The 18,982-nt window shown below is 68.3% G+C and carries 17 protein-coding genes; 12 read left to right on the top strand and 5 right to left on the bottom strand.

Annotated features, from left to right (window positions below):
* Nucleotides 1-34: 34 nt before the first annotated feature.
* Both recJ and PQB87_RS11975 read right to left on the bottom strand, forming a co-directional pair.
* Complete coding sequence (gene recJ, locus PQB87_RS11980) at nt 35-1,732, bottom strand: single-stranded-DNA-specific exonuclease RecJ (RefSeq protein WP_027786972.1); 1,698 nt, start codon at nt 1,730-1,732, stop codon at nt 35-37.
* Between the two features lie 17 nt (nt 1,733-1,749).
* Nucleotides 1,750-2,814, bottom strand: coding sequence for a regulator (locus tag PQB87_RS11975; RefSeq protein ID WP_155630061.1), 1,065 nt, complete (start codon nt 2,812-2,814; stop codon nt 1,750-1,752).
* 162 nt (nt 2,815-2,976) lie between these two features.
* On the opposite strand from PQB87_RS11975, the gene PQB87_RS11970 reads away from it, so the two are divergent.
* The 9 genes from PQB87_RS11970 (at nt 2,977) to ftsB (ending at nt 13,866) form a co-directional block, all read left to right on the top strand.
* Complete coding sequence (locus tag PQB87_RS11970; protein WP_021157682.1) at nt 2,977-4,230, top strand: lipoprotein-releasing ABC transporter permease subunit; 1,254 nt, start codon at nt 2,977-2,979, stop codon at nt 4,228-4,230.
* On the top strand, nt 4,223-4,981 hold the full coding sequence (gene lolD / locus PQB87_RS11965) for a lipoprotein-releasing ABC transporter ATP-binding protein LolD (RefSeq protein ID WP_021157683.1): 759 nt from the start codon (nt 4,223-4,225) through the stop codon (nt 4,979-4,981). Before PQB87_RS11970 ends, lolD begins: the two co-directional genes overlap by 8 nt.
* A gap of 63 nt (nt 4,982-5,044) precedes the next feature.
* Nucleotides 5,045-5,833, top strand: a complete 789-nt coding sequence (locus tag PQB87_RS11960; RefSeq protein WP_060063364.1) for a TatD family hydrolase — start codon at nt 5,045-5,047, stop codon at nt 5,831-5,833.
* Nucleotides 5,834-5,890: 57 nt separating this feature from the next.
* Nucleotides 5,891-8,383, top strand: coding sequence for a DNA internalization-related competence protein ComEC/Rec2 (locus PQB87_RS11955; RefSeq protein ID WP_233344721.1), 2,493 nt, complete (start codon nt 5,891-5,893; stop codon nt 8,381-8,383).
* Nucleotides 8,384-8,432: 49 nt separating this feature from the next.
* Nucleotides 8,433-9,278 carry an alpha/beta fold hydrolase gene (locus PQB87_RS11950; RefSeq protein WP_031399457.1) on the top strand — a complete coding sequence of 282 codons (846 nt, stop codon included), beginning with the start codon at nt 8,433-8,435 and terminating at the stop codon, nt 9,276-9,278.
* A 181-nt stretch (nt 9,279-9,459) separates the two neighbouring features.
* Entirely contained in the window at nt 9,460-11,112 is a 1,653-nt protein-coding gene (gene pyrG, locus PQB87_RS11945) for a CTP synthase (protein ID WP_043190306.1), read from the top strand.
* 2 nt (nt 11,113-11,114) lie between these two features.
* Entirely contained in the window at nt 11,115-11,969 is an 855-nt protein-coding gene (gene kdsA, locus PQB87_RS11940) for a 3-deoxy-8-phosphooctulonate synthase (protein WP_059688888.1), read from the top strand.
* Between the two features lie 106 nt (nt 11,970-12,075).
* Nucleotides 12,076-13,359, top strand: a complete 1,284-nt coding sequence (gene eno / locus PQB87_RS11935) for a phosphopyruvate hydratase (RefSeq protein WP_011352544.1) — start codon at nt 12,076-12,078, stop codon at nt 13,357-13,359.
* A gap of 81 nt (nt 13,360-13,440) precedes the next feature.
* Nucleotides 13,441-13,866 (top strand): cell division protein FtsB, encoded by a 426-nt coding sequence (gene ftsB, locus PQB87_RS11930; protein ID WP_233344720.1) that lies wholly within the window; start codon nt 13,441-13,443, stop codon nt 13,864-13,866.
* An 89-nt stretch (nt 13,867-13,955) separates the two neighbouring features.
* Here the strand turns inward: ftsB and PQB87_RS11925 are convergent, their stop codons facing one another.
* From PQB87_RS11925 to PQB87_RS11915, 3 genes are all read right to left on the bottom strand, one after another.
* Nucleotides 13,956-14,342 carry a hypothetical protein gene (locus PQB87_RS11925; protein WP_489241901.1) on the bottom strand — a complete coding sequence of 129 codons (387 nt, stop codon included), beginning with the start codon at nt 14,340-14,342 and terminating at the stop codon, nt 13,956-13,958.
* Between the two features lie 134 nt (nt 14,343-14,476).
* Nucleotides 14,477-15,427 carry an Hsp33 family molecular chaperone HslO gene (gene hslO / locus PQB87_RS11920; protein ID WP_048020835.1) on the bottom strand — a complete coding sequence of 317 codons (951 nt, stop codon included), beginning with the start codon at nt 15,425-15,427 and terminating at the stop codon, nt 14,477-14,479.
* Nucleotides 15,428-15,452: 25 nt separating this feature from the next.
* A complete protein-coding gene (locus PQB87_RS11915; protein WP_021157692.1) occupies nt 15,453-15,977 on the bottom strand; it encodes a gamma carbonic anhydrase family protein in 525 nt (174 codons plus the stop codon).
* A gap of 149 nt (nt 15,978-16,126) precedes the next feature.
* On the opposite strand from PQB87_RS11915, the gene PQB87_RS11910 reads away from it, so the two are divergent.
* The 3 genes from PQB87_RS11910 (at nt 16,127) to PQB87_RS11900 (ending at nt 18,965) form a co-directional block, all read left to right on the top strand.
* A complete protein-coding gene (locus PQB87_RS11910) occupies nt 16,127-16,984 on the top strand; it encodes a ferritin-like domain-containing protein (RefSeq protein WP_153488557.1) in 858 nt (285 codons plus the stop codon).
* A 177-nt stretch (nt 16,985-17,161) separates the two neighbouring features.
* Nucleotides 17,162-18,052 (top strand): alpha/beta fold hydrolase, encoded by an 891-nt coding sequence (locus tag PQB87_RS11905; RefSeq protein ID WP_021157695.1) that lies wholly within the window; start codon nt 17,162-17,164, stop codon nt 18,050-18,052.
* An 82-nt stretch (nt 18,053-18,134) separates the two neighbouring features.
* Complete coding sequence (locus PQB87_RS11900; protein ID WP_060060508.1) at nt 18,135-18,965, top strand: 3',5'-nucleoside bisphosphate phosphatase; 831 nt, start codon at nt 18,135-18,137, stop codon at nt 18,963-18,965.
* Nucleotides 18,966-18,982: the final 17 nt, after the last annotated feature.

Genomic DNA, 18,982 nt, shown 5'->3' with positions numbered 1-18,982 from the left:
CATCGGCGGGCGTCGCGGGCCGGGCGGCCCGCGCTCAGCCGGCCGCGTGTTCGACGATCAGCTGGACGCGCGTGACGCCGTTCCACGTGTCGGCGACGAGCCGGTACGCGACCAGCGCGCTTTCCGGCAGGGGCTCCGTGTGGTTGAACCAGATCGCGTTGAAGCGCTGGCGGCCGCGTGCAAGCTGCAGTTTCAGGTGCTTTTCCTTCACGAGCGACTGGGACACGACGTCGAATTCGCCCGAGAAAAGCGGGGCCGGAAAACCTTGTCCCCAGACGGCCTCGTCGAGCAGCCCGACGAACTGCGGCGTGAAGTAGGCGTCCTCGAGTTCGCCGTCGGTCTCGATCACGCGGGCGAGCGCGTCGTCGGACAGCCATTCGCGCGCGACCGCCTCGAACGCGGCGGCGAAGCGCGGCACGTTCTCGGTGTCGAGCGTGAGGCCGGCCGCCATCGCGTGGCCGCCGAACGCGACGATCAGGTCCGGTTCGCGTTTCGACACGAGGTCGAGTGCGTCGCGCAGGTGGAAGCCGGCGATCGACCGGCCCGAACCCTTGACCCGCTTGCCTTCGTCGTCCGCGTGCGCGAACGTGAACGACGGGCGGTGGAATTTTTCCTTGAGCCGGCCGGCGACGATGCCGATCACGCCCTGGTGCCACTCGGGGTTGAAGAGGGTGATCGTGCACGCGTCGGCCGGGTCGACATCGGCGAGATCGGCGAGCGCCTGCTGCTGCATGCCGGCCTCGATCTCGCGGCGCTCGCGGTTCATCACGTCGAGCTGCTGCGCCAGGTCCCATGCGCGGCCGATGTCGTCGGTGATCAGGCACTCGATGCCGAGCGACATGTCGGAGAGCCGCCCGGCGGCGTTCAGGCGCGGGCCGAGGCCGAAACCGAGGTCGAAGCCCGATGCCGTGCGCGCTTCGCGCGCGGCGGCGCGGAACAGCGCGGCGACGCCCGGTTGCATGCGGCCGTTGCGGATGCGCTGCAGCCCCTGCGCGACGAGCACGCGGTTGTTGCCGTCGAGCCGCACGACGTCGGCGACGGTGCCGAGCGCGACGAGGTCGAGCAGGCCGTCGAGGCGCGGCTCGGCTTCCTTGCTCGCAAAGGCGCCGCGGCGGCGCAGCTCGGCGCGCAGCGCGAGCAGCACGTAGAACATCACGCCGACGCCGGCGAGGTGCTTGCTCGGGAACGCGCAGCCCGGCTGGTTCGGGTTGACGATCGCGCGTGCGGCGGGCAGTGCGTCGCCGGGCAGGTGGTGATCGGTCACGAGCACGTCGATGCCGCGTGCGTTCGCGGCCTCGACGCCCGCGACGCTCGCGATCCCGTTGTCGACGGTGATCAGCAGGTCGGGCTTGCGCGCGGCGGCGAGTTCGACGATCTCGGGCGTGAGGCCGTAGCCGTATTCGAAGCGGTTCGGCACCAGGTAGTCGATCTGCGCGCCGAACATCCGCAGGCCGCGCACCGCGACCGCGCAAGCGGTCGCGCCGTCGCAGTCGTAGTCGGCGACGACGAGCAGGCGCCGCTTGTCGGCGATCGCGTCGGCGAGCAGCGACGCCGCGTCGGCGCAGCCTTTCAGCTCGGTGGGCGGGACGAGCCGCGCGAGCGCGGTCTCGATGTCGGCGGGGGACTGCACGCCGCGCGACGCGTACAGGCGCGCGAGCACGGGATGCAGGCCGTGGCGCGCGAGCGCTTCGGCGTCGGCGGGCGCGACGGGGCGGGTAACGATCCGGGTCATACGGGGTGTGCTTGTTGTTATTCGAACAGGGAGGCCAGCGCGCGGCGGCGCCAGAACTTGCGCAGGTCTGAGCGCGTCGCACGCAGCGTCACGGAACTCGTGTCGCCGCACAGCGTGAAATCGACGCCCGCCAGCTCGCCGTTCCGCAGCGCGGCGAGGGCCGGCGCGAACCAGTCGCGCTCGAGCGCGGCGAGTCCGTCGTGCCAGCGCGCCCAGTCCTGCTCGATGAACGGGGTGGTCAGCGCCGGCAGTTCGACGAGCGTCGCGCCGTCGGCAGCGGGAAGTGCGCCGAATGCGGCGGGCACGCCCGAGGCGTCGATCCGCGCGGCACGCGCAAGGCCGAGCGCCGCGGGCGATGCGGACAGCACGCGCGCGAACGGCTGGCCGACCGGTTTCAGCGTGCCCTGCGCATGGAACCAGATCGAGTTGACGGCCGGCAGCCCGCGCGCTTCGCGCGCTTCGTTGACCGGGTGCTGGAACCAGGCCATCTGCACTTCGTTCTGCAGCTTCATCCACATCCGCGAGCGTTCGCCCGTATGCGCCTCGTGCGGCAGCCAGATCTCGATGTTGCGGCCGCTCGCGCGCAGCGGCGCGGCGCCGGCGAGCCGGGCGAGCTGCTCGCTCGACAGGTACCAGCGTGACGGGTTCGGCGCTTCGAGCCGTACGCCGAGCTCCTCGATCAGCGGCCGGGCGACCGCGAGCAGCGCGGCCGCGTCGCCGTCGTCGAGCGCAAGGGCCGCCGGATCGACGAGCACCAGGTGATCGTGCGCGATTTCGACGTGGACGGGCTCGACGCAGGCCCAGGCCCGGGTGCCCGGATCGCCGCCGTCCGCCAGCAGCATGTAGGGCGCGAGCGGCGCCTCGTCGGCGGCGTTGCCCTGGGTCGCGCCGAACTGGCGGGCCAGCCAGCGCTCGTGCGGCAGCGTGCGCTGGAAGTCCTCGCCGGCCACGCGCTCGACGAGGCTCGCGCGGGCGAGCAACTTTTCGAGCGCGGGGCTGTCCAGCGTGTGCAGGGACGAGGCCGCATCGGCCGCCGACGGCAGCGCGAACGGAACGAGAAAATGGAGGCGTCGGTCGTGCATGATGGTGCGCATTGTATGGCAAACTGCGCGCGTGATCGGGCCGGCTGACGGCCCGATCGCGTCCGGCGGCCGTTTTTCGACCGTGCCCGGGCCGGTGGCCGCCACCGGGCGGCGGTTCGGCCGCGGGGCGCCTCCCCGCCGTAACCAGCAGAAAGGATTCGCTTGAAACTTCCGTACGAATGGCAGATCGGCTGGCGCTACACGCGCGCCGGCAAACGCACGACCGGTAACGGCTTCATTTCCTTCATCGCGCTCGTGTCGATGCTCGGGATCGCGCTCGGTGTCGCGGCGCTGATCGTCGTGCTGTCGGTGATGAACGGCTTCCAGAAGGAAGTGCGCGACCGCATGCTGTCGGTGCTCGCGCACGTCGAGGTGTTCTCGCCGACGGGCTCGATGCCCGACTGGCAGCTGACCGCGCAGGAAGCGCGCCGCAATCCGTCGGTGATCGGCGCGGCGCCATACGTCGACGCGCAGGCGCTGCTCACTCGCCAGGACGCGGTGAGCGGCGTGATGCTGCGCGGGGTCGAGCCGACGCTCGAGCCGCAGGTGTCGGACATCGGCAAGGACATGAAGGCCGGCCAGCTCGCCGCGCTCGTGCCGGGCCAGTTCGGCATCGTGCTCGGCGATGCGCTTGCCGGCAACCTCGGCGTGACCGTCGGCGACAAGGTGACGCTCGTCGCGCCGGAGGGTTCGATCACGCCGGCCGGCATGATGCCGAGGCTGAAGCAGTTCACGGTCGTCGGCGTGTTCGAATCCGGGCACTACGAATACGACAGCACGCTCGCGATGATCAACATCCGCGATGCCGAGGCGCTGTTCCGGATGGCCGCGCCGACCGGTGTGCGGCTGCGGCTGAAGGACATGCAGAAGGCGCCGGATGTGGCGGTCGAGCTGTCGCATACGCTGTCGGGCAGCCTGTACATCCGCGACTGGACCCAGCAGAACAAGACGTGGTTCTCGGCCGTGCAGATCGAGAAGCGGATGATGTTCATCATCCTCACGCTGATCATCGCGGTGGCCGCGTTCAACCTCGTGTCGTCGCTCGTGATGACGGTGACCAACAAGCAGGCCGACATCGCGATCCTGCGCACGCTCGGCGCGCAGCCGGGGTCGATCATGAAGATCTTCGTCGTGCAGGGCGTGACGATCGGCTTCGTCGGCACGGCGTCGGGCGTCGCGCTCGGCTGCCTGATCGCATGGAGCATCCCGTGGCTGATCCCGATGATCGAGCACCTGTTCGGTGTGCAGTTCCTGCCGCCGTCCGTGTACTTCATCAGCGAGCTGCCGTCGGAACTCGTCGCGAGCGACGTGATCCGGATCGGGCTGATCGCGTTCGCGCTGTCGGCTGTCGCGACGCTCTACCCGAGCTGGCGCGGCGCGAAGGTGAAGCCGGCGGAGGCCCTTCGCTATGAATGATCGCGCGACCGCATTCGCGGATTCACGACAACACAACAGACAGGATTCGGCAGGTATGCAGGAATACGTGCTTCAGGCGCGCGGGATCACGAAGGCGTTCGTGCAGGGCGGCTTCAACGTGCAGGTGCTCGACAATACCGAGCTGACGGTGCGGCGCGGCGAGAAGCTTGCGGTCGTCGGCGCGTCGGGCTCCGGCAAGAGCACGCTGCTGCACGTGCTGGGCGGGCTCGACGAGCCGAGCGCGGGCGAGGTGTCGCTGCTCGGCAAGCCGTTCACGCAACTCGCCGAGCGCGAGCGCAACGAATTGCGCAACCGTGCGCTCGGTTTCGTCTATCAATTCCATCACCTGCTGCCCGAGTTCACCGCGCTCGACAACGTCGCGATGCCGCTACGCATCCGCCGGATGACGACCGAGGCCGCGCGTGCCGAGGCCCAGGCGATGCTCGAGCGCGTCGGTCTCGGGCCGCGGGCGAAGCATCGGCCGGGCGAGCTGTCGGGTGGTGAGCGGCAGCGCGTCGCGATCGCGCGCGCGCTGGTCACGAAGCCCGCGTGCGTGCTCGCCGACGAGCCGACCGGCAACCTCGACGGCACGACGGCCGATACGGTGTTCAACCTGATGCTCGAATTGTCGGAAACGCTCGAAACGAGCTTCGTGATCGTCACGCACGATCCCGATCTCGCCGCGCGCTGCGACCGCATCATGCGGCTGCGCGACGGCGTGCTGCACGAGGAGCCGGCGTTGCCGGTGTAAGTGAACGCCGCTGGCCGGTGCCGGGTTCGTCCCGGCGCGGCGCCAGCGTGCTGGAACATCGCCATGTGGATCGATACGCACTGCCATCTCGATGCCGCCGAGTTCGACGCCGACCGCGATGCGGTCGTACAGGCGGCGCACGCGGCCGGCGTGTCGCGCATCGTGATCCCGAGCGTCGGGCGCGACAACTTCACGACGGTGCGCGAGCTTGCGCAACGCACGCCGGGCGCGGTCTATGCGCTCGGCATCCATCCGATGTACACGCCGCACGCACGCGACGAGGATCTCGACCTGTTGCGCATGGAAATCGAGGCGAGCCTCGACGATCCGCGCTTCGTCGCGATCGGCGAGATCGGACTCGACTATTTCGTGCCGGGGCTCGACGACGCGCGGCAGCAGTTCTTCTACCAGGGGCAGCTGAAGCTGGCGCGCGAATTCGACCTGCCCGTGCTGTGTCACGTGCGCAAGTCGCAGGACCGCGTACTGGCCGGGCTGCGCCGCTTCGGCGTGCGGCGCGGCATCGCGCATGCGTTCAACGGCAGTTTTCAGCAGGCCGAAGCGTATCTCGCGCATGGGCTGCATCTCGGCTTCGGCGGCAACGTGACGTTCACGCGGGCGCTGCAGATCCGCCGGCTCGCTGCGCAGTTGCCGCTCGATGCGATCGTCGTCGAGACGGACGCGCCCGACATCGCGCCCGAATGGGCATACAAATCCCGCAACACGCCCGACCAGGTGCCGCGCATCGGCGACGTGCTCGCCGAACTGCGCGGGATCGACACCGGCGCGCTCTCCCTATGCACTTCGGCTAACGCGCTCGCCGCGCTGCCGCGACTCGCCCTTTCGTCCGCATAATCGTTGCCGGAAGGCGCCGTATTCGCAATGGCGGCGCTGGATCGACGAGGAGGGGCGATGCGCGTGTGGTGGATCGCGTTCGCGCTCGGCGTGGTCGTACTGCAGCGGCAGGCGACGCTGCCGGGTGCGTTCGCATGGACGATCGGTGCGGCCGTGCTCGCGGGCTGCGTGGTCCTGGGCGCGTGGGGCATGCGCCGCCGGCGTATGCGCATGACCGTCGCGTTCGGATGGATGCTTTGCGCGCTCGCTGCCTGCGTCGCCGGATTCGGCTACGCGGCCGCGCGGGCCGAATGGCGGCTGGGCGACAGCCTGCCCGTCGAGTGGGAAGGGCGCGACATCGTCGTCACCGGTGTGATCCGGGGGCTGCCCGTGGTCGACGACACAGGTGCGCGGCTGCTGTTCGCGGTCGAGTCGAACGATGCGGGGCTGGCCCGTTTCCCGCCGTTGATCCGTCTGTCGTGGCGCGCGTATGACGCGGCCGCGACGCGCGACGCGCTGCCCGATCTGCGCGCCGCGCAGCGCTGGCGTTTCGTCGTGCGCCTGAAGCGCCCGCATGCGGAATCCAATCCCGGCGTGCGCGACAGCGAGGCGGCCTGGCTTGCCGCGGGCATTCGCGCCGTCGGTTATGTCAGCGCGCCCCGGCGGGCGGTATTGCTCGATGCGCGCGCGTCGGGATGGCGTGCATCGATCGATCGGCTGCGCGACGTGCTGCGCGCGCGTATCGGCGAGACGCTTGGCGGCGACGCCGGCCATCGCGGCATCGTCGCTGCGCTCGCGATCGGCGACCAGTCGGGCATCGGCGACGACGACTGGCGCGTGCTGCGCAACACGGGCACGAGCCACCTCGTCGCGATCTCCGGCCTGCATGTCGGGCTCGTCGGCGCGATCGCGGGCGGGCTCGTGTCGATGGTCTGGCGCCGCCTGCGCTGGCGCGCCCGGGCCGCGACGCTCGTATTGCCGGCGCCGTACGCGGTCGCGCTCGCCGCGCTGACGGCCGCGGCCGGTTATGCGGCGCTCGCCGGCTTCAACGTGCCGGCGCAGCGCGCATGGTGGATGATCGCGGCCGGCGGCATTGCGTATCTGGCCGGGCGCAGCGTTCCGGCTTCCGCAGTGCTGTGCGCGTCGCTCGGCGGTGTACTGCTTGCCGATCCGTGGGCCGTGCTGTCGGCCGGGTTCTGGTTGTCGTTCGGGGCGGTCGCCGTGATCCTGCTGGCGGTTTCCGGCTGGCGTGCCGTGCGCGAGGCCGATGCGGAAGGGGATGGTGGCGAGGAGGGCGGCGGCACCGCTGGCTTGTCGAACCGTGCGCGCGCGTGGGGTGCACGCGCCGGGCGCCGCATCGCCCAGGCCACGCGCGTGCAGTACGCGGTGACGATCGGCCTCGCGCCGCTGACGGCCGCCTGGTTTGCGCAGATATCGCTGTCGGGCCCGTTCGGCAATGCGTTCGCGATTCCCTGGGTCAGCTCGGTCGTGACGCCGGTCGTGCTGGCCGGCATCGCGCTGCCGGCGCCGTTCGACGCCTATGCGTTCCGGCTTGCACACGCGGCGCTCGAACCGATGATGACGTTGCTGGGATACCTCGCCGACTGGCCGGCCGGCGTGTTCTGGTTGCGCATGCCCGACTGGCCGGTGCTGGCGCTGGCCTGCGTGGGCGTCGCATGGGCGCTGATGCCGCGCGGCTGGCCGTTGCGCTGGGCTGCGCCGCTCACGTGGCTGCCGCTCGTCGCGCCGGCAGCCGATGCGCCGCCGCCGGGCGGCTTCCGGCTGACCGTGCTCGACGTCGGGCAGGGCGCGTCGGTGCTGGTGGAGACCGCCCGACGGACCTTGCTGTTCGACGCGGGACCGGGCGCGGAGTCGACGCATGCCGGTGCGCGGATCGTCGCGCCGGCATTGCGCTCGCGAGGCATCGCGGTGGTCGATTCGCTCGTGCTCAGTCACGCGCACGCCGATCACGCGGGCGGCGCACCGGCCGTCTATGCGGCTGCCGACGTGCGCCAGCTGCTGGCGGGCATTCCGCCGACGAGCGGGCTGTGGCGCGATGCGACGGCCGCCGGCGTTGCCGACCGGCTGCCGTGCGCGGCCGGGCAGCGCTGGACCTGGGACGGCGTGGTGTTCACGATGCTCTGGCCATCGGGCGGTCCGGGCGCGGGTTCGTCGAACGGGCAGTCGTGCGTGCTGCGCATCGACGCGGGCGGGACGTCCGCGCTGCTGACGGGCGACATCGAAGCGCCGGTCGAACGCCAACTCGTGGGCACTGCGCGCGACACGCTGGCCGCGCAGATCCTGGTCGTTCCGCACCACGGCAGCCGCACGTCGTCGGTCGAGCCTTTCCTCGATTCGGTCGGGCCGCGCGTCGCGGTATTTCCTGTAGGCTATCGCAATCGTTTCGGACATCCGCACCGGGCGGTTCTCGCACGTTACGAGGCGCGCGGGATTCCGCTGCCGCGCACCGATCGCGACGGCGCCGTGCGGTTCGACGTCGCGCCGGCCGACGGCGGGTTTGCCTTCGAGCGTCATCGCGACGTTCGGCGGCGATACTGGATGGATCGGTGAGCGCGGCAAGGGCCGCGTCAATTCCGGTCGACAAGGGAGACATCGGCGTTTGAAGGACATCCTCCATTTCTCGCATGCGAACGGCTTTCCGGCGTCGACGTACCGCACGATCTTCGCCGAACTGGCCGACGACTACGAGCTGCGCTACATCGAACGGATCGGTCACGACCGCCGCTACCCGGTGACGCGCGACTGGCCGCATCTCGTCGAGCAACTGCTCGACGACATCGGCAGCCGCTACGAGCGTCCCGTCTGGCTCGTCGGCCATTCGCTCGGCGGCTACCTGTCGCTGATGGCTGCGCTGAAGAAGCCTCAATGGGTGCGCGGCGTCGTGATGATCGATTCGCCTATCATCGCAGGCTGGCGCGCCGGCGCATTGCGTGCGAGCCAGTGGGCGGGGCTCGACGAGCGGCTGTCGCCGGCGGCCGCGACGCGCAACCGGCGCACGCGCTGGGTGAGCCGCGACGAAGTCTGGCGGCACTTTCGTGAGAAACCGGCGTTCGCCCGCTGGGACGAACGGATGCTGGCCGACTACATCGACTACGGAATTCCGCAGGCCGGGGCCGACGGCGAGCGGGCGCTCGCGTTCGACCGGCAGGTCGAATACCTGATCTACCGGACGCTGCCGCACACGCTCGGCCCGAGGCTCGCGCACGGCGCGCCGGTGCCGCTCGGTTTTCTCGCCGGCACGCGTTCGCGCGAGGTGCGCCAGGTCGGGCTCGATGCGACGCGCCGCGCGGCGCGTGGCCGCGTCGAATGGCTGGAAGGCAGCCACCTGTTCCCGATGGAGCGGCCGCTCGAGACTGCCCGTGCATTGCAGCGGATGCTGAATTCGCTGAAGGCGGCCGAGGGCGACGTGTCGCAGGGCGGTGCCCCGCTCGCGAAGCGCGCCTGACCCCGGGCCGGGCGACCGGGCCGCGCCGCCAGTGCATGCGGCTGCGCCGGCCGGCGGGGGGGCTTCGCCCCGGCGCCCGCGGCTGGTGCGGGGCGGCGCGAAAGGGCGCGATCATCGAGTCAATTGCTGAGAGAAGGGCGGGCTTTACGGTATAATCCGTTTTTCCCGCGAGCATTCAGCGATGACCAAATATGTTTTCGTCACCGGCGGCGTAGTTTCTTCCCTCGGCAAGGGTATTGCCGCCGCCTCCCTCGCCGCGATCCTCGAATCGCGCGGTCTGAAAGTCACCCTCCTCAAACTCGATCCCTACATCAACGTCGACCCCGGCACGATGAGCCCGTTCCAGCACGGCGAAGTGTTCGTGACGGAAGACGGAGCGGAGACCGACCTCGACCTCGGCCACTATGAGCGCTTCATCAGCACGAAGATGCGCAAGGCCAACAACTTCACGACCGGCCAGATCTACGAATCGGTGATCCGCAAGGAGCGCCGCGGCGACTATCTCGGCAAGACCGTGCAGGTGATTCCGCACATCACGAACGAAATCCAGGCGTTCATCGAGCGCGGGGCGGCATCGGCCACCTGCGGCGAGCCGGATGTCGCGATCGTCGAGATCGGCGGCACGGTCGGCGATATCGAATCGCTGCCGTTCCTTGAAGCCGCGCGCCAGATGAGCCTGCGCCTCGGCCGCAACAGCGCGTGCTTCGTGCACCTGACGCTGGTGCCGTACGTCGCGACGGCCGGCGAGCTGAAGACGAAGCCGACCCAGCACAGCGTGCAGAAGCTGCGCGAGATCGGCATCCTGCCGCACGTGCTGCTGTGCCGTGCGGACCGCCGCATTCCGGACGACGAATCGAAGAAGATCTCGATGTTCTCGAACGTGCCGGAAGACGCCGTGATCTCGGTGTGGGACGCCGACAGCATCTACAAGATTCCGCAGATGCTGCACGACCAGGGCCTCGACCGGATCATCTGCGAGGAACTGAAGCTGTCGCCGAAGGACGCCGACCTGAGCATGTGGTCGGAGCTCGTCGAGAAGCTCGAGAACCCGAAGCACGAAGTGACGATCGGCATGGTCGGCAAGTACGTCGATCTGACCGAGTCGTACAAGTCGCTGATCGAGGCGCTGCGCCACGCATCGCTGCATACGTCGACCAAGGTCAACATCGAATACATCGACTCGGAAGAGATCGAGTCGAACGGTGTCGACAGCCTGAAGCACCTCGACGCCGTGCTGGTGCCGGGCGGTTTCGGCCGTCGCGGCACGGAAGGCAAGATCGCGGCGATCCGCTATGCGCGTGAAGCCAAGGTGCCGTATCTCGGCATCTGCCTCGGCATGCAGCTCGCGGTGATCGAATTCGCACGCGACGTCGTCGGCCTGAAGCAGGCGAACAGCACGGAATTCGAGCCGGACACGCCGGAACGCGTGGTCGCGCTGATCACCGAATGGTATGACCGCGACGGCAAGGTCGAGACGCGCACCGAGGAATCCGACCTCGGCGGCACGATGCGCCTCGGTTCGCAGCGTTGCCCGATCAAGCCGGGCACGATGGCCGAAGAAATCTATGGCAAGGACGTGAACGAACGCCATCGCCACCGTTATGAAGTCAATAACCGCTTCGTGCCCCAGCTCGAAGCCGGCGGCCTTATCATCAGCGCCCGTACCCCGAGCGAGGATCTGCCGGAAATGATGGAGCTGCCGCGTTCGATGCACCCGTGGTTCGTCGGCGTCCAGTTCCACCCGGAATTCACGTCCACGCCGCGTGACGGTCACCCCCTCTTCAAGTCGTTCGTCGAAGCCGCGCTCGCCAACAAGCAAGCGCGCGGAGTGTAAGCATGAAGCTGTGCGATTTCGAGGTCGGTCTCGACAGGCCTTTCTTCCTGATCGCGGGTACCTGCGTCGTCGAGTCGGAGCAAATGACGATCGACACGGCAGGCCGCCTGAAGGAAATCTGCGCGAAGCTGAACGTTCCGTTCATCTACAAGTCGTCCTACGACAAGGCGAACCGCAGCTCGGGCAAGTCGTTTCGTGGCCTCGGAATGGACGAGGGCCTGCGGATCCTGTCCGAGGTGAAGCGCCAGCTCGGCCTGCCGGTGCTGACCGACGTGCATTCGATCGACGAGATCGAGCAGGTCGCGTCGGTCGTCGACGTGCTGCAGACGCCCGCGTTCCTGTGCCGCCAGACCGATTTCATCCAGGCGTGCGCGCGCTCGGGCAAGCCCGTCAACATCAAGAAGGGCCAGTTCCTCGCGCCGCACGACATGAAGAACGTGATCGACAAGGCGCGCGACGCCGCACGTGAAGCGGGGCTGTCGGAAGACCGCTTCATGGCGTGCGAGCGCGGTGTCTCGTTCGGCTACAACAATCTCGTGTCGGACATGCGTTCGCTCGCGATCATGCGCGAGACGAGCGCCCCGGTCGTGTTCGACGCGACCCACTCGGTGCAGTTGCCGGGCGGGCAGGGCACGAGCTCCGGCGGCCAGCGCGAATTCGTGCCGGTGCTTGCCCGTGCGGCGGTCGCGACGGGCGTCGCGGGCCTCTTCATGGAAACGCACCCGAATCCGGCCGAGGCAAAATCGGACGGCCCGAACGCGGTACCGCTGAACCGGATGAGCGCGCTGCTGGAGACCCTCGTCACGCTCGACCAGGCGGTGAAGCGCCATCCGTTCCTGGAAAACGATTTCAATTAAAGATCGAATGAACCTTGCGACGGTTTCGCGCGTCAGTAGCGAAAGCGGTTCGGGCGCGTGCGCCGTCGCAGTTTGAAGAATCCATCGTCATTCTCAGAGGAAACCCATGAGTGCAATCGTAGATATCATCGGCCGCGAGATTCTGGATTCGCGCGGCAACCCCACCGTCGAATGCGACGTGCTGCTCGAATCGGGCACGATGGGCCGCGCGGCCGTGCCGTCGGGCGCGTCCACCGGCTCGCGTGAAGCGATCGAACTGCGCGACGGCGAAGCCGGCCGCTACAACGGCAAGGGCGTGCTGAAGGCGGTCGAGCACATCAACACCGAAATCTCCGAAGCCATCATGGGCCTCGACGCGTCGGAACAGGCGTTCCTCGACAAGACGCTGCTCGAGCTGGACGGCACCGACAACAAGTCGCGCCTCGGCGCGAACGCGATGCTGGCCGTGTCGATGGCCGTCGCGAAGGCAGCGGCTGAAGAGGCCGGCCTGCCGCTGTACCGCTATTTCGGCGGTTCGGGCGCGATGCAACTGCCGGTGCCGATGATGAACATCGTCAACGGCGGCGCGCATGCGAACAACAGCCTCGACATCCAGGAATTCATGATCGTCCCGGTGAGCCAGCCGACGTTCCGTGAAGCCCTGCGTTGCGGCGCGGAAGTGTTCCACGCACTGAAGAAGATCCTGAGCGACCGCGGCATGAGCACGGCAGTCGGCGACGAAGGCGGCTTCGCGCCGAACTTCGGCAGCAACGACGAGTGCCTGTCGACGATCCTGCAGGCGATCGAGAAGGCCGGCTACCGTGCGGGCGAAGACGTGCTGCTCGCGCTCGACTGCGCGGCATCCGAGTTCTATCACGACGGCAAGTACCAGCTCGCGGGCGAAGGCCTGCAACTGTCGTCGGCCGAATTCACCGACTACCTCGCGACGCTCGCCGACAAGTTCCCGATCGTGTCGATCGAGGACGGCATGCACGAAAGCGACTGGGAAGGCTGGAAGCTGCTGACCGATCGCCTCGGCAAGAAGGTGCAGCTGGTCGGCGACGACCTGTTCGTCACGAACACGCGCATCCTGAAGGAAGGCATCGAGAAGGGCATCGCGAACTCGATCCTCATCAAGATCAACCAGATCGGTACGCTGACCGAAACGTTCGCGGCCATCGAAATGGCGAAGCGCGCAGGCTACACGGCCGTGATCTCGCACCGCTCGGGCGAAACGGAAGATTCGACGATCGCGGATATCGCGGTCGGCCTGAACGCCGGTCAGATCAAGACGGGTTCGCTGTCGCGCAGCGACCGTATCTCGAAGTACAACCAGCTGCTGCGCATCGAGGAAGATCTCGGCGACATCGCGAGCTACCCGGGTAAATCGGCTTTCTATAACCTGCGCTAACGCGCTACTATCGGGTTCGTCATATCGACGCCGCTCTGTGCATGTGCGCGGAGCGGCGCTTCTTATATCTGCGTTTCCTACATGCGGCTTGTCACTGTCGTCCTGATTGCCTTGCTGGCGCTCATTCAGTACCCCCTATGGTGGGGACACGGCGGCTGGCTGCGGGTGCATGAATTGCGTCAGCAGCTCGACGACCAGCTCCAGAAGAATGCGGACGAGAAGCTGCGCAACGAGCGCACTGCCGGCGAAGTGCAGGATCTGCAGAGCGGCACCGCGGCCATCGAGGAGCGCGCGCGCTACGAGATGGGCATGGTGAAGGACGGCGAGGTATTCGTGCAGTTCGTGTCGCCGAATGCGCCGGCCGCGCCGCTGAACAACATGCCGTCGAATACGTCGACGCGCGGCGCCGTGTCCGCGGCGCCGGTGCGCGTCGTGCCGAATCCGCAGTCGATCGCGAAGCCGTCGCGGCATCATGGCGGCGACAAGGGCAAGGTCGCGCATCACTGACCACGATCGTTCGAACCCATTGAAAAAGCGCGGGAAATGCCGCGCTTTTTTATTTCCTGCCGGTAGTCAATCGGCTGGGCGACGGATGCTCACCACCACCATCCCGGGTAGCCGTAGCTGATACCCGTGCCCCAGCGATTGCCCCATCCGCCGTAATACCCGCCGTAGACGGTCACGGGCGGCGGCGAGTAATAGGCCCACGCGCGCGCGGCTGCCTCGGCTGCCATCGCGCTGTTCTGTTCGCGCAGCACCTGCTGGTCGATCTCGTCATAACGCTTGCGTTCGGCGCTCGACAGCGCGGGCGGCTGGCCGCCCGATGCGCCGGGTTCGGGCAGGCGGCTCAGGATCGTGGAAGTCGGCGGCGGCATCGCGCAGCCGGCAAGCGCGAGCGTGCAGGCGGCAACGCTCGTCAGGACGACGGTACGAAACGGGAGACGAAACGGGAGACGAAACGGGAGACGAAGCGGGCGATTCATGTGTTTCTCCTGCAGCGCGCCGACGACGGGAAGCGGCTTGCGCCGAAGTGCGGGACTTCGGCGCGCGAGCCTTGCGTGCGACGCTCGTGCGTCATTATGCGCCCGTGCCCGGACGGCGGGCATCGGGGCGCTGCTCAATGACGTTGTTCGGTCGCGGGTGCGATGCCCGTCTCGACGCCGGGTGCCGCGAACAGCTGCGCGACGTCGACCGGATCGAATTCATAGCGCTGATTGCAGAACTCGCAATGGATCTCGACGTGGCCACGCTCGACGATCACGCTGTCGACTTCTTCGCGGCCGAGCATGCGCAGCATCGCGCCGACCTTCTCGCGCGAGCACGAGCACTGGAAGCGCGTGCCGGCCGGCTCGAAGTGCTGCACGTTTTCCTGCCAGAACAGCCGGCGGAACACGACTTCCGGTTCGACCTCGAGCAGTTCCTTGGCGGACAGCGTGCCGCCGAGCGTGCAGACGCGTTCCCACGTATCGGTATCGGTTTCGGCGTTGCGCGGCACGATGCCGCCGTCGCCCGGCAGCTTCTGCAGCAGCATGCCGACCGCGCGGTCGCGATCGGCCGCGAGCCACATCCGCGTGTCGAGCTGCTCCGAGTGATGCATGTAATGCTCGAGCACCTGCGAGACGGATTCGAGCGGGCCGTCGACGCCGTTCAGCGGCACGATGCCCTGGTACGGCTGCTGGCCCGGCAGCTTGTCGGCCGGGTCGAGCGTGATCACGCAACGGCCGTGACCGCTCGCATTGACGAGCGATGCGAAGCTCGTGTCGTCGCCGATCGTCTGGGCGGCGTCGCCGGCGAACTTCGCGGTGGCCCGCATCGACAGATCCGAACTGCACTGGACGACCAGCATCTGGACCGGCCCGTCGCCGAAGATCTGCATGATCAGGGTGCCGTTGAATTTCAGGTTCGCGGACAGCAGCGCGCATGCGGCCATCATCTCGCCGAGCACCGTGCGCACGGGGGCCGGGTAGTCGCGGCGGGAGAGCACTTCCTGCCACGTATTGCGCAGCGAAACGATCTCGCCGCGCACGGGCGCCGCATTGAACATGAATTTCTGTAACTGGTCGCTCACTCTTCTTCCTTGAAATCCGTGCGAATCATCCGATTCGCACGAGTTGCTCCTTGAAATGCGCACGCCGCTCGACGTACGTCTTCGCGTTCGTGCGCAGCCGCGCGATGTCTTCCGCCGTCAGCTCGCGCACGACTTTCGCCGGTGCGCCGAGAATCAGCGAATTGTCCGGGAACGTTTTGCCTTCCGTCACGACCGCGCCGGCACCAACCAGACAGTTGCGGCCGATCACCGCTCCATTCAAGACCACCGCCTGAATCCCGACCAGCGATCCTTCGCCGATCGTGCAGCCGTGCAGCATGGCCTGGTGCCCGATCGTCACGTTTTCGGCAATCGTCAGCGGAAAGCCCGGGTCCGTATGCAGTACCGCGCCTTCCTGGACGTTGCTGCCCGCGCCGACGGTAATCGTCTCGTTGTCGCCGCGAATCGTCGCACCGAACCAGACGCTCGCGTTCTCCTCGAGCACGACCTTGCCGATGATGGCCGCCGTATCGGCGACGAATACGCTTTCGTGGATCGTCGGGGCCGTATCGCCCAGCTTGTAGATCGTCACGGAGTCTCCTTGTCTCTTCGATGATGGGCGCCGGTAGAATGGCGCGTCCGGTTTGCCCGGCGCGTTCGCATTGCGCCGCGGAACAATCGCCTATTGTAAACCGTCGCGTGCGTGCGCTCCCGCGATGCGCGCGCAGGGTGTCCCCGTTTATGAGCATGGAGTCTTCTTCTTTCGGCGAGGCGCGTGCCTGCGTGCGCCGCGCCGCGCTTGTCGCACTGCGTGACGCGGAACCCGCGGCCAAGGCCGCCCAGGTGCGCTCGCTACACGATGCGCTGCTGGCCGGGCGGGCGACGATCGCCCCGTCGCTCGAATTGCCCGAGCCGGCCGACCTGCCCGGGCGCCCGGCGCGCCCGCCGCTCGTCGAGCCGCGCCAGCTCGAGCGACGCAGCATGCGTTCGCCCGAAGGGCGCGCCGTGCTGCTGCACGCGCTCGCCCATATCGAGTTCAATGCGATCAACCTGGCGCTCGACGCCGTCTGGCGCTTCGCGGGCCTGCCGAACGCGTTCTACTCCGACTGGCTGAAGGTGGCGGCCGAGGAGGCGTACCACTTCACGCTGCTGTCCGACCGCCTGGCGGCATTCGGGCACGCGTACGGCGATTTTCCCGCGCACAACGGCCTGTGGGAGATGTGCGAGCGAACCAAGGGCGACGTGCTTGCGCGCATGGCGCTCGTGCCGCGTACGCTCGAGGCCCGCGGGCTCGACGCATCGCCGCCGATCCGCGCGCGGCTCGTACAGGCGGGCGACGATGCGTCGGCCGCGATCCTCGACGTGATCCTGCGCGACGAAATCGGCCATGTCGCGATCGGCAACCGCTGGTTCCGGCATCTGTGCGACGAAGCCGGCCGCGATCCCGTGCCGACCTACCGGCAGCTCGCCGAGCAATACCATGCCCCGCGGCTGCGCGGCCCGTTCAATTTCGACGCACGCCGCGATGCCGGATTCGAGCAGGCCGAACTCGACGAACTGGCCGCGCAGGACGGGGCGGACGGAAGCGCGCCGCGCTGACCCGCTCGGGTGCGGCTGCGTTTCGACCGCCGCCGGCTGTTCAGGGCTCCCGGCAGATGGCGCACTCCGGTGGCCTGTGCGCGCCGGCACCGCTAGAGCGGCGCCTCGACTGCCGGACGCCGGAAAGAAAGCGCCGCCGCTATAATCGAACGACCATTCTTTTTTTGAGCGGCTGCGATGAGTGCCTCGAGTTCTGTTTCCGATTTCGTCATGGTGCGCGGCGTCCAGCTGCATGTCCGGCGCTGGGGCCGGCCCGATGCGCCGACGCTGTTCATGCTGCATGGCTGGATGGACGTCGCGGCGTCGTTCCAGTTCGTCGTCGATGCGCTCGCGGGCGACTGGCAGGTGATCGCGCCCGATGCGCGCGGCTTCGGGCTGTCCGACTGGCCGGTCGCGCGGCAGGGTGGCGGCCACTACTGGTTCCACGAATACCTGGGCGACCTCGATGCGCTCGTCGACCACTATGCGCCGGCCGGCGAAGTCAACCTGGTCGGGCACAGCATGGGCGCGAACGTCGTGTGCCTGTATGCCGGCGCACGGCCGGAGCGCGTGCGGCGCGTGGTCGATCTCGAGGGTTTCGGGCTGGCGCCCGCGCGGGCCGAGCAGGCGCCGCGCCGGCTGCGCGGCTGGCTCGACGAGTTGCGCGAACCGCCCGCGCTGCGCCCCTATGCGTCACTCGACGACGTGGCGGCGCGCCTGATCAAGACCAATCCGCGGCTCGCCCCGCGCCGTGCCGCGTTCCTCGCCGAGCACTGGTCGAAGCGCGGCGACGACGGCCTCTACCACCTGCTGGCCGACCCCGCTCACAAGATGCCGGGTCCGCTGCTGTACCGGCTCGACGAAGTGATGGCTACCTGGGCGCAGGTGCGTGCGAAGGTGCTGCATGTCGAGGCCGTCAACTCGCCGACGCTCGCACACATCGCCGGCGACATCCCGCTGCCGGAATTCAAGGCGCGCTTCGACGCGTTTCCCGACTGGCGCGAGAAGCTCGTCGAGGATGCCGGCCACATGGTGCATCACGACCAGCCCGAGCAGATCGCGGCGCTGATCGAGGCGTTCTGCGCGTAAGCCGTGCGGTGGCAGCGGCGGGGCAGGCGGGCGGCGCATTGCCGCGTTGCAGTAGAATGAAGCCTTACCTGCCATGCCGACAATGAACGCCGATCTCCACTGCCATTCGAATGTTTCCGACGGGTTGCTGTCGCCTGCCGACGTCGCGCGCCGCGCCCACGCCGGCGGCGTGACCCTGTGGGCGTTGACCGACCACGACGAAATCGGCGGCCAGGCGGCGGCGCGCGGCGAGGCGGAAGCGCTCGGCATGCGCTACCTGAGCGGCGTCGAGATTTCGGTCACGTGGGCGTCGCGCACCGTTCACATCGTAGGCCTGAACGTCGATCCCGCGAATCCGGTGCTCGTCGACGGCCTGTATCGCACGCGCCACGGCCGCGCGGCGCGCGCGCTGGCGATCGGCGAGCAGCTCGCCACGCTCGGCATTCCCGGCGCGTACGAAGGCGCGCTGAAGTACGTATCGAATCCCGACCTGATCTCACGCACGCATTTCGCGCGGTTTCTCGTCGAGAACGGCCATGCCGAATCGACGTCCGACGTGTTCGATCGCCTGCTCGGCGACGGCAAGCCCGGGTTCGTCCCGCACCGTTGGGCCTCGCTGCCCGACGCCGTCGCCTGGATTCGGGCGGCCGGCGGTGAAGCCGTGGTCGCGCATCCGGGCCGTTATCGCTATACGCCCGTCGAATTCGACGCGTTTTTCGGCGAGTTCATCGATCTGGGCGGCCGCGCGATCGAGGTTGTGACGGGCAGCCACACGCCCGACCAGTACCGCGAATACGCGGACGTCGCACGCCGCTTCGGCTTCGAGGCATCGCGCGGCTCGGATTTCCATGCGCCAGGCGAGGGCCGTGTCGAGCTCGGCGGCCTGCCGCCGCTGCCGCCCGACCTGACACCGGTCTGGGAGCGCTGGCTCTGACACCGGGCGGCGGTCTG

The organism is Burkholderia sp. KL41, from assembly GCF_057005415.2.
Note: the sequence above shows the minus strand (reverse complement) of the source record. Positions and strands in the feature narration are given on the sequence as shown.

Coding starts and splice junctions, on each gene's coding strand:
- PQB87_RS11910 (WP_153488557.1), top strand. CDS start 16,127: ATGAGCATGGAGTCTTCTTCTTTCGGCGAGGCGCGTGCCTGCGTGCGC.
- recJ (WP_027786972.1), bottom strand. CDS start 1,732: ATGACCCGGATCGTTACCCGCCCCGTCGCGCCCGCCGACGCCGAAGCG.
- PQB87_RS11900 (WP_060060508.1), top strand. CDS start 18,135: ATGAACGCCGATCTCCACTGCCATTCGAATGTTTCCGACGGGTTGCTG.
- ftsB (WP_233344720.1), top strand. CDS start 13,441: ATGCGGCTTGTCACTGTCGTCCTGATTGCCTTGCTGGCGCTCATTCAG.
- PQB87_RS11905 (WP_021157695.1), top strand. CDS start 17,162: ATGAGTGCCTCGAGTTCTGTTTCCGATTTCGTCATGGTGCGCGGCGTC.
- PQB87_RS11925 (WP_489241901.1), bottom strand. CDS start 14,342: ATGAATCGCCCGCTTCGTCTCCCGTTTCGTCTCCCGTTTCGTCTCCCG.
- PQB87_RS11960 (WP_060063364.1), top strand. CDS start 5,045: ATGTGGATCGATACGCACTGCCATCTCGATGCCGCCGAGTTCGACGCC.
- eno (WP_011352544.1), top strand. CDS start 12,076: ATGAGTGCAATCGTAGATATCATCGGCCGCGAGATTCTGGATTCGCGC.
- pyrG (WP_043190306.1), top strand. CDS start 9,460: ATGACCAAATATGTTTTCGTCACCGGCGGCGTAGTTTCTTCCCTCGGC.
- lolD (WP_021157683.1), top strand. CDS start 4,223: ATGAATGATCGCGCGACCGCATTCGCGGATTCACGACAACACAACAGA.
- kdsA (WP_059688888.1), top strand. CDS start 11,115: ATGAAGCTGTGCGATTTCGAGGTCGGTCTCGACAGGCCTTTCTTCCTG.
- PQB87_RS11955 (WP_233344721.1), top strand. CDS start 5,891: ATGCGCGTGTGGTGGATCGCGTTCGCGCTCGGCGTGGTCGTACTGCAG.
- PQB87_RS11975 (WP_155630061.1), bottom strand. CDS start 2,814: ATGCACGACCGACGCCTCCATTTTCTCGTTCCGTTCGCGCTGCCGTCG.